This window comes from Neorhizobium sp. SHOUNA12A (assembly GCF_023006505.1).
Taxonomy (GTDB): Bacteria; Pseudomonadota; Alphaproteobacteria; order Rhizobiales; family Rhizobiaceae; genus Neorhizobium.
This window is the reverse complement of record NZ_JALBGV010000015.1, coordinates 77,718-92,308: the sequence shown is the minus strand read 5'-3', so window position 1 is coordinate 92,308 and position 14,591 is coordinate 77,718. Positions and strand designations below refer to the sequence as shown.

Here is a 14,591-nt window from a genome sequence, read left to right as displayed (position 1 = left end):
GGCCTGGCGGCGGGCGTACCGCACCAGGCTCGCGCCGTTCCTGCCGTGGTCGAGGCAGACGAGCACCCGATCGCCGGCAGCCCAGGGGCCGGAAATAGCGTGCGCCTGCATGTGGTTGAGGAGCTGCTCGTCGACCCGCTGGGCGGTGCGACGGAGCGCCAGTTCGCGCAGCGCCGTCAGGTTGCCGGGCGAAAAGTAGTTCTCGATCGCGCGCCGCGCCGTCTGCGGCACATAGACCTTGCCGTCGTTCAGCCGCTTGATGAGGTCGTCGGGGGTGATATCGATGATCTCGACGTCGTCGGCCCGGTCGATGATGCTGTCCGGCACCGTCTCGCGCACCCGGACACGGGTGATCTGTGCCACCACGTCGTTCAGGCTCTCGACATGCTGGATGTTGAGCGTCGAATAGACGTCGATACCTTGGCTGAGGATTTCCTGCACATCCATGTAGCGCTTCGGATGGCGGCTGCCGGCGGCGTTAGTATGAGCAAGTTCGTCGACCAGAACCAGAGCCGGACGGCGCGCGAGAATAGCGTCGAGGTCCATTTCATCGAGCTGCTGGCCACGATAATCGATCGCCTTGCGGGGCACGATCTCGAAGCCCTCGACCAGCGCCTCGGTTTCCTGGCGGCCGTGGGTTTCGACCACGCCGATCACCACGTCGAGACCGTCCGCCCTGCGGGCGCGGCCGGACATCAGCATCTCGTAGGTCTTGCCGACGCCGGGCGCCGCCCCCAGGAAAATCTTCAGCCGCCCGCGGGTCTCCCGCTCGGCGTGCTCCAGAAGCGCATCCGGCGAAGGCCTGTTTTCACTCTCGCGACTGTCGTCGGGCATCAATTTATCCGTCTCCCGGTCGGGAAAGCTGCGGCCATCGACAAGATAGCCGCAGCCATTTCAATTTAAGAGCGCGGCTGGTCAAGCGCCATATTCAACGCAAGCACATTGACCACAGGTTCGCCGAGGAAACCAAGTTCGCGGCTTTCGACATGAGCCTCGACGAGCGCGCGGACCGCTGCCTCGTCCATGTTGCGGGCCTTGGCGACGCGCGGCACCTGGAAGAGCGCGGCTTCCGGCGAGATATGTGGGTCGAGGCCGCTGCCAGAGGCCGTGACGAGGTCGATCGGCACCTCCGCGTTCGGGTTGGTCGCCCTGGCGGCTTCGTAGTCCGTCTTCACCCGGTCGATCAGCTTGGCGCTGGTCGGGCCGAGGTTGGAGCCGGAGGACGAGGCGGCGTTGTAACCGTCGCCGGCAGCAGACGGACGACCGTGGAAGTACTGGTCGCCGGTGAATGCCTGGCCGATCAGCGCCGAGCCGACAACGGTTCCGTCCTTCTCGACCAGGCTGCCGTTTGCCTGGACCGGGAAAACGGCCTGGGCGATGCCGGTCATGGCGAAGGGGTAGATCAGGCCTGTAATGGCCGTGGTAGCGACGATCATGACGATCGCAGGGCGAAGTTGCTTGAACATTGTCATTTCTCCGAAAAGCGTTTTCAAGCGAAGTGGATGCCGGTTCGCGTGAAGAAACCGCGTAAAATTTAAGCGAGACCGATCGCGGTGATGATCATGTCGATCGCTTTGATGCCGATGAAGGGAACGAGGATGCCGCCGAGACCATAGACGAGCAGATTGCGAGAAAGCAGCGCGCCGGCGCCGATAGCCCGGTATTTGACGCCCTTCAGCGACAGCGGGATCAACGCGATGATGATCAGTGCGTTGAAGATGATCGCCGACAGGATGGCGCTTTGCGGCGTGGCCAGCCCCATGATGTTCAGCACGCCGAGCTGCGGGTAGAAGGTCAGGAACATCGCCGGGATGATGGCGAAATACTTGGCGATATCGTTGGCGATCGAAAAAGTGGTCAGCGCGCCACGGGTCATCAGGAGCTGCTTGCCGATCTCGACGATCTCGATGAGTTTCGTCGGGTCCGAGTCGAGGTCGACCATGTTGCCGGCCTCGCGGGCGGCCACCGTGCCGGTGTTCATGGCGACGCCGACATCGGCCTGGGCGAGTGCAGGCGCATCGTTGGTACCGTCGCCGCACATGGCGACGAGCTTACCCTTGGCCTGTTCCTCGCGGATCAGCGTCAGCTTGTTCTCAGGTGTCGCCTGGGCAAGGAAGTCGTCGACGCCGGCTTCGGCGGCAATCGCCGCCGCGGTCATCGGGTTGTCGCCAGTGATCATCACGGTGCGGATGCCCATGCGGCGCAGTTCCGCAAAACGTTCGCGGATACCGCCCTTGACGATGTCCTTCAACTGGACGACGCCGAGCAGCTTGCCGTCACGGGCAACGGCAAGCGGGGTGCCGCCGGCCTTGGCGATTTCGTCGGCGATCGCCTGCAGCTCGCGCACGATATCGGATTGCGGGCTGGCGGCGATCGCCGCATTGCCGGAGACCGGAAGCGAACCGGCACGGACATAGGCGAGTACCGCATCGACCGCACCCTTGCGGATTTGCGAACCGTCGAGATCGACGCCGCTCATGCGGGTCTGGGCGGTAAAGGGGACGAAACTCGCCTTCAGGTTCGCCATGTCGCGGCCGCGGATAGCGTACTTTTCCTTGGCAAGCACGACGATCGAGCGGCCTTCCGGCGTTTCGTCGGCAAGCGAGGCGAGCTGGGCGGCATCGGCGAGATCTTGTTCGGAGACGCCGCGGACCGGGCGGAACGAGGTGGCCTGGCGGTTGCCGAGCGTAATCGTGCCGGTCTTGTCGAGCAGCAGCGTGTCGACGTCGCCGGCAGCTTCGACGGCGCGACCGGACATCGCGAGCACATTGAAGCGGACGAGGCGGTCCATGCCCGCAATGCCGATCGCCGACAGCAGCGCGCCGATCGTGGTCGGGATCAGCGTCACGAACAGCGCGACGAGAACGATGATCGGGATCGAGCCGCCAGCATAGATCGCAAAGCTCGGGATCGTTGCGGTCGCGAGCACGAAGATCAGCGTCATGCCGGCCAGAAGGATGTTGAGCGCGATCTCGTTCGGCGTCTTCTGGCGCTCGGCGCCCTCGACAAGCGAGATCATCCGGTCAAGGAAGGTCGAGCCGGCAGCGGCCGTGATACGGACGCGGATCCAGTCCGACAGGACTTGCGTCCCGCCTGTCACGGCCGAGCGGTCGCCGCCGGATTCGCGGATGACGGGCGCGGATTCGCCGGTGATCGCCGCTTCGTTCACAGAGGCGACACCCTCGATGACTTCGCCATCCGACGGAATGATGTCGCCCGGTTCGACGAGCACCACGTCACCGACTTTCAGGCTCGTACCGGCGACCATCTTGTAGTGGGTGCGGTCGCTGCCCGAAAGCAGCTTGGCCTGGGTTTCGGTGCGGGCCTTGCGCAGCGAATCCGCCTGCGCCTTGCCGCGGCCTTCGGCGACCGCTTCGGCGAAATTGGCGAACAAGACGGTGAACCAGAGCCAGATGTTGATCTGGAAGGAGAAACCGAGATTGCCGTTGCCGGCCGCGAGGTCGCGGAGGAAAAGCACGGTGGTGAGGACCGAGACCGTGGCCACGACGAACATGACGGGGTTCCGGGCAAGGGTCCGCGGGTTGAGCTTCTTGAAAGCATCGCCTGCGGCCGGAATGAGGATGCGAGTATCCATGATGCTCGCGGATTTTGCCTGGCTCATAAGAGACTCCAGCTTTGAAAATGAGTTGGCTTGTCAATCGAGGCGACGAAGGGTCGATCAGCCGCGCAAGACTTCGATCACGAGGACAACGGCAAGAATGACCGCCGTCATGATAAAAATTGCATAGGATCCGTAGGAGCTCTGTCCACTCTTGCCTCGCTTTCGCGAGGCAAGAGTGGACTGTCTGCGGAGAGCTTTGCGGATGCTCATGGCATTGCTCCCCTTAGTCCCTCAGAAGATCTGGCCGGCGATCATGACCAGGTGTTCGACGACGGGGCCGAGCGCCAGGGCGGGCATGAAGGTGAGGCCGCCGACGATCAGGATCGTGCCGACCAGCAGGCCGACGAACAGCGGGCCATCTGTCGGGAAGGTGCCTGCCGAGGCCGGAACCGTCTTCTTGGCGACCAGCGAGCCTGCGATGGCGAGCGCCGGAATGATGACCAGGAAGCGGCCCATCAGCATGCCGAGCCCAAGCGTCACGTTGTACCAGGGCGTGTTGCCCGAAAGCCCGCCGAAAGCCGAGCCGTTATTGGCCGCAGCCGAGGTATAGGCGTAGAGGATTTCGGAGAAGCCATGCGGGCCGGCGGTGCCGATCGAGGCGACCGCGGACGGCAGCACCGTGGCGATCGCCGTAAAGACCAGCATGGCGAGCGGCAGGCAGAGAACGGCGAGCACGGCCATCTTCATCTCCTTCGCCTCGATCTTTTTGCCCAGATATTCCGGCGTGCGGCCGACCATAAGCCCGGCCACGAAGACTGCGACGATGATGAAGAGGATGATGCCGTAGAAACCCGCGCCGACGCCGCCGACGATGACTTCGCCGAGCTGCATGTTGATGAGCGGGATCAGGCCGCCGAGTGCCGTGAACGAGCCGTGCATGGCATTGACCGCGCCGCAGGAGGCCGCCGTGGTGATGACCGCAAACAGCGACGACAGGGTGACGCCGAAGCGGACTTCCTTGCCTTCCATGTTGCCACCGGCAAGGCCGAACTGGTGCATCAGCGGATTGCCGGCCGCTTCCGCCCAGTAGGTGATGCCGACGCCGACGATGAACAGGATGCCCATCGATGCAAGGATCGCCCAGCCCTGGCGCTGGTTGCCGACCATACGGCCGAAAACGTTGGTCAGGGCGGCACCGATCGCAAAGATCGACACCATCTGGATGAGATTGGATATCGCATCCGGATTTTCGAACGGATGTGCCGAGTTGGCGTTGAAGAAACCGCCGCCATTGGTGCCGAGCATCTTGATGGCAAGCTGCGAGGCGACCGGGCCGAGCGCGATAGTCTGCTTCGCGCCTTCCAGCGTCGTCGCTTCGACATAAGGTCCGAGCGTCTGCGGCACGCCGAGCCAGACATAGACCAGCGTCAGCATGATGCAGATCGGCAGCAGGATATAGAGCGTGGCGCGGGTCATATCGACCCAGAAATTGCCGATCGTTTTCTTAGCCCCTGGGCCGGAAGAGCGCGAAAAGGCGCGGATCAGGCCGACGGCGATTGCCATGCCGGTCGCGGCGGAGGCGAAATTCTGCACGTTGAGACCCATCATCTGGGTCAGATAGGACATGGTGCTTTCGCCGCCGTAGTTCTGCCAGTTGGTATTGCTGACGAAACTGACGGCGGTGTTGAAGGAAAGCTCGGGCGGCACCGCAGCCATGCCGGCCGGATTATAGGGCAGGCCGGCCTGCAGCCGCATCATCGCATAGAGCACGACGACGCCGAACAGGTTGAACATCAGCAGCGAGAAGGCATAGGAGGTCCAATGCTGGTCTTCGCGTTCGCTGGTGCCGGCCACGGCATAAAGTCCCCGTTCGATCGGAACGAGGACAGGTGACAGAAGAGTGCGCTCGCCTGAGAAGACACGCGTCATGTAACCGCCGAGCGGTTTGACGAGCGCGATGATGATCCCGCAATAAAGCAGGATCTGAAGCCATCCGTTGAGGGTCATTTGGGCTTAACTTTCAATACCCGGCAGCTGACGAACGGCGCCGGTTCTCTTTAAAAGCGTTCTTTTCAGAAGCGTTCTGGGCGAATGAGAGCGTAGGTGAGGTAGACGGTGAGGAACACGGTCACGCCGCCGCTCAAGACATAATCGAGGATCATCGGAGCTTCTCCCTTCAAAGCCTGTCGCAGGCGCGGGTATAGGCAAGGCAGAGACCGAAGAAGACGACTGCGGTGCCGAGTAGAATGACGTCCAACATCGATCTGGACTCCTGTTGTTAAGGCGAGGCCGGACAAGGCAAGCGATGCCGTCCCCGAAAGACGGCACTTTGATGCTTTGCGGCTTTGGAGATGATCTTTAGCGATCTCTCGGACCCTAATATGCGGCGCGACCGCATAGGGGTTCGAGACGGGGCTCAGGGGAAAGAAATAAAAATCCTATAGGAATTTCGTTCTTTCCGGCGGCGGCTGCCCTCAGGAAGCGGCGGTAAAGGTTATGGCATAGGCGAAAACGAGCGCCATCAGCATCACCGCGAGCATGCCGAGAATGATGCTCGATGCACGCAGATGGTCCGGGTTCCCGAAATTACGGGAGCGCGGATAGACGTGTTGGCGCATGTGGTGAACGGCCCTGGACATCAGCATTCTCCTCATCCCCGTCTGACGATCTTCGTGCGGGGATCGATCGCCTCGGGAGCCTTCACCGGGGTCTCGAAAATCGGCCCCAGGCTCAAGGTGACGCCTTCCGGGAGGCAGCAGACGGCACCCGGCGTGCGATCACTTTCGAACATGGCGAAATGCACCGCCGACGCCCGATCGGTGAACAATCCGCCGACGAGCCCATCGCGGTCGGAGACGACCCAACGGCCGCCGACATCGCGGCCCACCATGAAACGCACGCCTCGCGAGGGAGGCTCGACTTTCGACATTGCCTTACCCATGACGATCCCCTCACGCAGCCATCATGGAAACAAGGCCCGCGGCGCAAAGGCCGAGGCCGATGACGCCGAGGAGCCTCAGGAAAACGCCGAGGTTCGCGTCGACCGGGCGATTTGGCTGCAACAGCCGGCGCTGCCGGGCTTTGGCTTCAGCAAGATGCAGGAAGTAGACGCTCCCCAAACGACCAAACATTTCAGTCACTCCTTGTTGGGATCGGCCCGCGGCATTGTTCGCGCGGAGCCCGCATCGAAACCGATGCACGACGATCCGAAAGGTAGCGACGGCCGCATAGGCTTTCGATTGGATGCGGCAGACGAAGAAATAGGGAATCCATATAAGCAACCGTGATTTTTCGTTTGCGCCGCAGCATTCCGGGCGGCATGTTGAAATCCTCGAACGATAAAAGACTTGGGAAATGGAATTCAGATCATGACAGCAGATGCGATCGTGCTGGGAGCCGGCATTGTCGGCGTTTCGACGGCATTGCAGCTCGCCCGGCGCGGCAAATCGGTGGTGCTCGTCGACCGGAAAGAACCCGGCATGGAGACATCCTACGGCAATGCCGGCCTGATCCAGCGCGAGGGCGTCGTGCCCTATGGCTTTCCCCAGCAGTTCGGCCTGATCCTGCGCTATGCCATGAACAACCGCATCGACGCGCATTTCCACTGGAAGGCCATTCCGTCGGTCACGTCGTTCCTGGCGAAATACTGGTGGCATTCGAACATGACCCGCCACCAGCTGATCGCCCGCGCCTATGCGCCGCTGATCGAGCACTCGATCGCGACCCATAACGAGCTGATCGAGGAAGCCGGAGCCCAGGAGCTGATCGCCAAGAACGGCTGGACGGAGGTGTTCCGCACCCGCGGCAAGCATGACGGCGAGATCGGCGAGGCCGAGCGGCTTCGCAAGGAGTATGGCGTCGCCTTCAAGGAACTTTCGCCGGCCGATATCGCCGAGCAGGAACCCAATCTTTCCAACGATTTCGTCGGCGGTCTGCGCTGGGAAGACCCATGGTCGGTCAAGGATCCGCTGGCGCTGACGCGCGCCTATGTAAAACTGTTCGAAAGCCTCGGCGGCCGGGTGCTGAAGGGCGATGCCAAGAGCCTGTCGCAGACCAAGACCGGCTGGCGGATCGTCGCCGGCGAAGGCACGGTGGAAGCCAAGGACGTGGTGGTGGCGCTTGGCCCCTGGTCCGATACGGTCACAAAGCCGCTCGGCTACAATTTCCTGGTCGGCGTCAAGCGCGGCTACCACATGCACTATTCGGCGAAGGGCAATGCTAAGCTCAACGGCTGGACCATGGATGCGGAGCGCGGCTATTTCCTGGCCCCGATGAACCAGGGCATCCGCCTGACGACGGGCGCGGAATTTGCCCGCCGCGACGCGCCGAAGACACCTGTTCAGCTCGAACGCGCCGAAGCGGTCGCCCGCAGCATCTTCCCGCTCGCCGAACGGCTCGACATGGAGCCCTGGATGGGTGCCCGCCCCTGCACGCCGGACATGATGCCGGTCATCGGCAAGGCGCCGCGGCATGACGGACTGTGGTTCGCGTTCGGTCATGCGCATCACGGCCTGACGCTGGGTCCGGTGACCGGTCAGGTGATTGCGGAGGCGATCACGGGGCAGAAGACATTGATCGACATCTCGGCTTATAGGCCAGAGCGCTTCAACGCCTAGCTCTGTTCGATTGGTCTTGAAGGGGCACGGACTGTCGGAGCCTGCCCTGTGCGGGATCGATGTCGAATGCGGCGCCTATATTCGGACGGTGTAACATGGCCTTTAGACCCGCAGACAATCCCCGCCACACGAATTCCTGGTACGCGGCTTCGGCAAAGGACAAGCGTGTCCGCCCTGCCCTTGACGGGGCGATAGAAGCGGATGTCTGCATCATCGGTGCCGGCTTCACGGGCATTTCCGCGGCGCTGGAACTTGCAGAGCGCGGATATTCCGTCGTGGTGCTGGAGGCGGAGCGTATCGGCTTTGGCGCCTCGGGCCGCAATGGCGGCCAGATCGTCAACGGCTACAGCCGCGACCTCGAAACCATCGCCGGCCGTTATGGCCGCGACAAGGCGGTGAAGCTCGGGGCGATGTCGCTCGAAGGCGGCGAGATCATCCGCAGCCGGGTGGTGAAATACGGGATCGACTGCGACCTAGTGGATGGCGGCTTCTTCGCGGCCTTCACGGACAAGCAGATCCGCGAGATGGCGCATCACAAAGCCGATTGGGAAAGATACGGCCATGGCGGGCTGGAAATGGTTTCGAAAGCCGAGGTCGGACGGTATGTAAAGACCGACAGGTATGCCGGCGGCATGATCGACAGGCTCGGCGGCCACATCCATCCGCTCAATCTCGTGATCGGCGAGGCGGCAGCGTTCGAAAGCCTTGGTGGACGCGTCTTCGAAGCCTCGCGCGTGACCGGCTTAGACGCTGGCGAAAAACCGGTGACGCGAACCGCGAGGGGTTCGGTAAAGGCCTCGTATGTGCTTGTCTGCGGCAATGCCTATCTCTCCCCGCAGTTTCCAGAGATCAGCGGCCGGATGATGCCGGTTTCCAGTCAGGTGATGGCGACGGAACCGCTCGACGCGAGCCTGATCGAAAGCCTGCTGCCGGCGAATTACTGCGTCGAAGACGCCAATTACATTCTCGACTATTACCGGCGGACTGCCGACAACCGGCTGCTCTATGGCGGCGGCATTGGTTACGGCGGAAACGACCCGAGCGATCTCACGGGCGTCATCCGCCCCAATATGCTGAAGACGTTTCCGCAGTTGAAGGGCGTCAAGATCGACTATGCCTGGAGCGGTAATTTTGCGCTTACCCTGACGCGTATCCCGCATATGGGAAAACTGTCGGACAAGGTCTATTTCTCGCACGGCGACAGCGGCCACGGGGTGACCACCACGCATCTGCTCGGCAAGATCCTCGGCGAGGCAGTCGCCGGCCATGCGGAACGCTCGATATCTGGTCGTCGCTGCCCAACCTTCCCTTTCCGGGCGGGCAGACGTTCCGGGTGCCGCTCACGGTGCTCGGTGCCTGGTGGTATGGGTTGCGCGACCGATTGGGCCTCTGATCAAGGGATCAAAGAGAAATCGGGAAGCTGCCGGTGAAATAATAGGTCGCCTGCGCGCGAATGATCGACTTGAACTGCGCCACGGTCGCAGCGGCTTCGTCTTCGGGAACCATGAGGGCAAGCCGCATGGTAGCGCCCGACAGGTGAAACATCACCAGAAGCGCCTGAGCATAGTTTTCGCGAAGCGGTTCTTCCACGAAGGGCTCGGTGGCCTTGTAGAATACATCAGCCTGAAAGCGGGTCTCGGCAATATCCAGATCAGCAAGCGCTTTGTCCGCCTGGATGGCATTCAGGAGATCTTGGAGCGACGGCCTTTCCCGCATGTTATAGTAGTATAAATCGAAAAGTGCGGCCGGGGCCTGCAAAGCGTCTTCGGCCGTGGCGATCTTTCCAATCTGCTCTGCGACAAAGGAACGAACCTCTTCGACGTAACGCTCGTAGAGCGTTGCGATGATGGCGGACTTGTTCGGGAAATACTGATAGACCGATGCGATAGGCCCCCCGGAAAGGGCGGCTATCTCCTTCATGGTCACTGCGTCTATGCCCTTCTGGCCGATCAGCTGCATCGACACTTTCAGGATCTCATCGATACGCTCGCGGCTCCGCTCCTGTTTCGGCACCCGGCGAAGGGAACCCCGCCCGGATCCTTTCGTCGAATCTGGCATCCGCAAACCGTCTCCTCAAACACCTGTCAACTGCTCCCTGCCGTCGCCGGGGAAATTCCCGGCAAGTCAGGCGGAATTGCTTGAACGCAAAACTGTTACTTATACGGCGCCCGAAGAGCATCGGATCACAATGACTGGTAATTTTTAGAATACTTTCCACGGCGATGCACAAGACAGAACATCGGAGAAAACGAGAGGCTAAATCCTATTATCTATCCTCAAATGAGCCTGGTAATACCATCGAAAGCCTTGCTGACGATGGTATCGACACTTGCGTCGACGTCGACCGTTATCACCCCGGCCTCATGCTCGGGGCTTTCAAGGGTTGCGAGCTGGCTCTGAAGCAACGATGTCGGCATGAAATGGCCGGTACGCGCGCCCATCCGTTGTTCAAGAACCTTGGGGTCGCCCGTGAGAAAAACGAAATAGAGCGTGCCGCCGGCCTCCCGCCGCAAACGATCCCGATAGGTTTGTTTCAGCGCCGAGCACGAGACGACCACGCTTTCGCCGCGCCCCCTTGCCGTGGCCAGTTCGTTGCCGACGAGATCGAGCCAGGGCCAGCGGTCGTCGTCGGTCAGTGGAATGCCCTTCGCCATCTTGGCGACATTCGCCTCCGGATGCAGGCGATCACCTTCCACGAATGCGCAGCCGAGACGCGCGGCGAGATGTTCGCCCACCGATGTCTTCCCCGATCCGCTGACACCCATGACGACGATTGCGAGAGGAGACGAGGGTTCGATCGGGGGCATGATTAACTTCCATTGGGACCATGTTCAGGGGCGGGAAAACCGAAATACAGGAGCCGAGGTTAACTTCAGGTTTTCCAATTCTCTTACGGGAACTTTAGAGGGGCTGCGATAAAAGGGCTGACCTTGAAGCGCATTCTGCACTCACCGAGCTCAACCGGGAACCCACGATCATGCGGCGACTCATCGACAATATTGCGTTACGCCTTTATCATATCCTACGCGATACAGGCGGCAATTTTGCGATAGCCACTGCCCTGGCGATGCCGCTCCTCGTCACGACCGCCGGTGGCGCGATCGATTTTGCCCAAGCCTCGTTCGAACGCGGCCGCCTGCAGGGCGCCCTTGATGCGGCCTTGCTCAGCGCCGTTGCAAAATCCGATATCGCAAGTCAGCGCCGGGAAGCGCTGCGCTTTCTGACCGATACGGTACCGGAAGACACCGACCTCGACACCGCACTCATCGTCGCCGGAAATGCCGATGGCAGTCTGACGGGTACCTATGCCCAAGGCGTGCCGACGAATTTCCTCGGGCTGCTCGGCATCCACACCATCGACGTCAAGGTCCAATCCACCGCGATCGCGAACAGGAACCCGAAGCCTTCAGGCGCGTGCATCTACGTGCTCGGCAACACGGCGCAGGCCGTCCTGATCAATTCGGGCGCCAACGTGCATTCGGAGAAATGCGGCGTGGAGGTCAGTTCGACCCAGAACCCGGCCTTCATCATGAACAGCGGCGCGACGATCGATACGCCCAGCTTCTGCGTTGCCGGCACCCAATACATCAAGAACGGCGGGACGCTCAGCAACCTGAAACCCGGCTGCAAGGTCTCCGGCGACCCCTATGCCGTCGGCATCGCCGAGCCGACCGTCTCCTCGACCTGCACCACCAGCGGCACAAGGGACGGAGCAGTGCAGGACATGGCCCCAGGCGTCCATTGCGGCACCACCTTCAACGGATCACCGAAGATCACGTTCAAACCCGGCCTCCATATCATCAAGGGCCGGATGATCATCAACTCAGGTTCGACGGTCGTCGCGGACGGGGTGACCTTCTATTTCCCCGATACCGACAGCGAAATCCGCGCCAACGGCGCCTTGAGCTTCACCGCATCGGCGCCGACCAGCGGCACTTACAAGGGCATCCTGATGTTCGAAAAGACCAGCGATGTCGCCAACAACGGCCGCAAGCAACAGTATATCTTCAACGGCTCCAATGGCGAGACGCTCAAGGGGGTCATCCATCTTCCGAACCGGGACGTCGTCTACAATTCGACCACCAATCAGTCGAACCTGATTACACTGGTGGTCAATACGATGATCATGAACTCCGCCAACTGGCAGATCGAACCCTATACGGGGGCTGACAGCGGGACAGGCTCTGAAATTACATCGGTGCGCCTCGTCAACTGACGCTCAACGCTGCCGGGCTTCCTTGCCGAGCACGACGGGCATCAGCACCGACAGGAACATCAGCCGAAGCACGTGATGAGCGCCGACATAGGTGGGGTCGGCATGCAGCATCACCGCCATCGCCGACATGGTTTCGAGCCCGCCCGGCGCAAAGGCGATCAGCGCTGCATCGAGCGGCACGCCGGTCAGGCAGGAAACGCCGCCGGCGATCGCCGCTGCCAGCACGATGACGACCACGGTCACCACGCCGCCGGCCACAAAGGCGGTGCGCAATTCGCGGATCGATACGCCGCAGAAGCGCGTGCCGATGACCGAACCGAGGATGACATAGGTCGGAACCAGCAGCCAGTTCGGAACTCCGCCGTTGATGAAGCCGGTCACATGCGTGGCGATCGATACCACGACGCCGCCGAGCAGCAGCGCTGCCGGAAAATTCCAGCGCATGAACACCACGCCGAACAGCGCCGAGACGATAAGCATGGCGATGAGAACAGGCGCGCTCATCACCAAAGGCACCAGAACCGGGTCGGTGCCGACGAGATCGAAGATTTCCACGATCAGCGGGACCGTAATCGTCAGCGCCAGCACGCGCACGCTTTGGCCGACGCTGACGGCGCGCAGGTCGCAGCGGGTTTCGGCGGCGAGGCTCAGCACATAGCTCAGGTGCCCGGGGGAGGAGGCGAGCAGCGCAGTGATCCGGTCATAGTGGAAGAACCGTTGCAGCACCCACGAACTCACATAGAGCAGGATGACGACCGCCACGAGCACCATGACGAAACTCAGAGGCCAGGTGCGCGCCGCGACGATCACCTCCGGCGTGACAGTCGCCCCCATCGACACGCCGACGATGATGAAACAGACGTTGCGGACCTGCGCCGGCACCGCCAAGTTCAGCCCGGCAAGCCCCGCAATGGTGATCGCGATTGCCGGACCGATGAGGTAAGGAGCTGGAAAAGCAATGAGAATTGCGATCAGCGCACCGGCAGTGCCGATCAGCGCAGTCAGCGCGAATACGCGCAATTCCGAAAGGGGCATGGCTTGATCCTGAAGGCGCCACAGGAAGGAAAACTGACAAAAGCCAGCAAAACGCCTCATCCCCTTCTATTGCAAATGCGCGCGAGGTCAACCTCTTCTACAGCATACGGGGGATAGCAAAAGGCGCCAACCTCAACGGCGGCGCCTTCAAGAAACGTCAACGGGCAAGATCAGGCGGCCGGCGCGACGACCTTCGGGATGGCCTTCGGCAGATGCAGCATATCGATGCCCAGCAGGAAATTGATCTGCGGGCGCGCCTTGACGAGATCGTCGATCGTGTATTCGGCGAGCACATCGAAGAAAGCGTTGAGCGCCTTGCGAAGCGCAGCGTTCAGGCCGCAGCTGTCAACAAGCGGGCATTCCGCAACTCCCTCTTCGAAGCATTCCGCCATGGCGAAACTATCTTCGGTGACCTTGATGACGTCGAAAAGGGTGATGCGCTCAGCAGCTCGGCCGAGCCTTACGCCACCGTTGCGACCACGTACGGTTTCCACCAGACCGGCCTTCGTGAGCGGCTGGAGGATCTTGAAAAGGAAGAGTTCGGAAACGCCATAGGCCCTGGCAATCTCGGGAATGCGGCTCAGGTGGCCTTCGTTGGCGGCGCAATACATCAGCATCCGTACTGCGTAATTCGTCTGTTTGGTCAAGCGCATGCTGGTCTCCCGAGACTCGTACCCGCCCTATATAATGGCTTCCCTAGTTTTGAACAATTCCAAAATAAGAAAATCGTCATCAAGTTTCCGACGTGAGGCAGCTTGCCTGCATCGGAGCGGAATTCAAGCTATGAATTGCTCGTCCGCACAGACGACGCCCGGAAGGCTGGGGCAAGCCGGAGCGGCGGGCTGGGCAGACAGGCGCGGGCTCTGCCAGGCAAACCTTCGGCCCTCTGCCGAAGGACAACGTCTGGCCGCGCCGAACAGGCCGCGCAGGGATTGCCAACGATATCCCGCGACCTGCATGAAGTTTTGATGGTCCTGTGCGAAGCCGGTTCAGGACCGGCGGCGGTTCGCCAGAAAAGTTCCGGCCGGCGTCAACCGGTCATCGAGATCGCCACCCAGGTGGGGACAGCGACCACCACCATTGCTGCCAGCAGGCTAAGGCCGATCCTCGCCAGATACGCGCGGCGGGCACGCTTCGCATCCCACTCGTACACCATGGACAT

14 protein-coding genes and 2 pseudogenes are annotated in these 14,591 nt (G+C 61.5%); 4 read left to right on the top strand and 12 right to left on the bottom strand.

Annotation, left to right across the window (positions count from 1 at the left end):
- The 7 genes and pseudogenes from MOV63_RS09905 to MOV63_RS09875 all read right to left on the bottom strand — a co-directional run.
- A pseudogene (locus MOV63_RS09905) lies at window positions 1-834 on the bottom strand (two-component sensor histidine kinase); the annotation flags it as partial.
- A gap of 65 nt (window positions 835-899) precedes the next feature.
- Complete coding sequence (gene kdpC / locus MOV63_RS09900) at window positions 900-1,466, bottom strand: potassium-transporting ATPase subunit KdpC (RefSeq protein WP_247033519.1); 567 nt, start codon at window positions 1,464-1,466, stop codon at window positions 900-902.
- 68 nt (window positions 1,467-1,534) lie between these two features.
- Entirely contained in the window at window positions 1,535-3,622 is a 2,088-nt protein-coding gene (gene kdpB / locus MOV63_RS09895) for a potassium-transporting ATPase subunit KdpB (protein WP_247033517.1), read from the bottom strand.
- 231 nt (window positions 3,623-3,853) lie between these two features.
- Window positions 3,854-5,569, bottom strand: a complete 1,716-nt coding sequence (gene kdpA / locus MOV63_RS09890; RefSeq protein ID WP_247033516.1) for a potassium-transporting ATPase subunit KdpA — start codon at window positions 5,567-5,569, stop codon at window positions 3,854-3,856.
- 65 nt (window positions 5,570-5,634) lie between these two features.
- Window positions 5,635-5,724 carry a K(+)-transporting ATPase subunit F gene (gene kdpF, locus MOV63_RS09885; protein WP_038539975.1) on the bottom strand — a complete coding sequence of 30 codons (90 nt, stop codon included), beginning with the start codon at window positions 5,722-5,724 and terminating at the stop codon, window positions 5,635-5,637.
- Between the two features lie 312 nt (window positions 5,725-6,036).
- Entirely contained in the window at window positions 6,037-6,201 is a 165-nt protein-coding gene (locus MOV63_RS09880) for a hypothetical protein (RefSeq protein ID WP_247033515.1), read from the bottom strand.
- Window positions 6,202-6,212: 11 nt separating this feature from the next.
- The gene (locus tag MOV63_RS09875; RefSeq protein WP_247033514.1) at window positions 6,213-6,503 is read right to left on the bottom strand and encodes a hypothetical protein; all 291 of its coding nucleotides are present in this window, start codon (window positions 6,501-6,503) and stop codon (window positions 6,213-6,215) included.
- Between MOV63_RS09875 and MOV63_RS09870 the strand changes: the two genes are divergently transcribed.
- The 3 genes and pseudogenes from MOV63_RS09870 to MOV63_RS09860 all read left to right on the top strand — a co-directional run bounded on the left by MOV63_RS09870 (window position 6,502) and on the right by MOV63_RS09860 (window position 9,571).
- Window positions 6,502-6,849: a hypothetical protein gene (locus tag MOV63_RS09870; RefSeq protein WP_247033513.1), complete on the top strand. Its 348-nt coding sequence runs from the start codon at window positions 6,502-6,504 to the stop codon at window positions 6,847-6,849. The genes MOV63_RS09875 and MOV63_RS09870 overlap by 2 nt on opposite strands.
- A gap of 81 nt (window positions 6,850-6,930) precedes the next feature.
- Window positions 6,931-8,178, top strand: coding sequence for an FAD-binding oxidoreductase (locus MOV63_RS09865; RefSeq protein WP_247033512.1), 1,248 nt, complete (start codon window positions 6,931-6,933; stop codon window positions 8,176-8,178).
- Between the two features lie 95 nt (window positions 8,179-8,273).
- A pseudogene (locus MOV63_RS09860) lies at window positions 8,274-9,571 on the top strand (NAD(P)/FAD-dependent oxidoreductase).
- Between the two features lie 8 nt (window positions 9,572-9,579).
- Here the strand turns inward: MOV63_RS09860 and MOV63_RS09855 are convergent.
- Window positions 9,580-10,236: a TetR/AcrR family transcriptional regulator gene (locus MOV63_RS09855; protein ID WP_247033511.1), complete on the bottom strand. Its 657-nt coding sequence runs from the start codon at window positions 10,234-10,236 to the stop codon at window positions 9,580-9,582.
- A gap of 218 nt (window positions 10,237-10,454) precedes the next feature.
- Window positions 10,455-10,985, bottom strand: a complete 531-nt coding sequence (locus MOV63_RS09850; protein WP_247033510.1) for a gluconokinase — start codon at window positions 10,983-10,985, stop codon at window positions 10,455-10,457.
- Window positions 10,986-11,155: 170 nt separating this feature from the next.
- Here MOV63_RS09850 and MOV63_RS09845 point away from each other — a divergent pair, with 170 nt between their 5' ends.
- Window positions 11,156-12,394, top strand: coding sequence for a TadE/TadG family type IV pilus assembly protein (locus MOV63_RS09845; RefSeq protein ID WP_247033509.1), 1,239 nt, complete (start codon window positions 11,156-11,158; stop codon window positions 12,392-12,394).
- A gap of 3 nt (window positions 12,395-12,397) precedes the next feature.
- On the opposite strand, the gene MOV63_RS09840 is transcribed toward MOV63_RS09845, so the two are convergent.
- The 3 genes from MOV63_RS09840 to MOV63_RS32585 all read right to left on the bottom strand — a co-directional run bounded on the left by MOV63_RS09840 (window position 12,398) and on the right by MOV63_RS32585 (window position 14,585).
- Complete coding sequence (locus MOV63_RS09840; protein WP_247033508.1) at window positions 12,398-13,429, bottom strand: AbrB family transcriptional regulator; 1,032 nt, start codon at window positions 13,427-13,429, stop codon at window positions 12,398-12,400.
- Between the two features lie 170 nt (window positions 13,430-13,599).
- Window positions 13,600-14,082 carry an iron-responsive transcriptional regulator RirA gene (rirA, locus tag MOV63_RS09835; protein WP_038539948.1) on the bottom strand — a complete coding sequence of 161 codons (483 nt, stop codon included), beginning with the start codon at window positions 14,080-14,082 and terminating at the stop codon, window positions 13,600-13,602.
- 377 nt (window positions 14,083-14,459) lie between these two features.
- Window positions 14,460-14,585: a hypothetical protein gene (locus tag MOV63_RS32585; RefSeq protein WP_258718814.1), complete on the bottom strand. Its 126-nt coding sequence runs from the start codon at window positions 14,583-14,585 to the stop codon at window positions 14,460-14,462.
- Window positions 14,586-14,591: the final 6 nt, after the last annotated feature.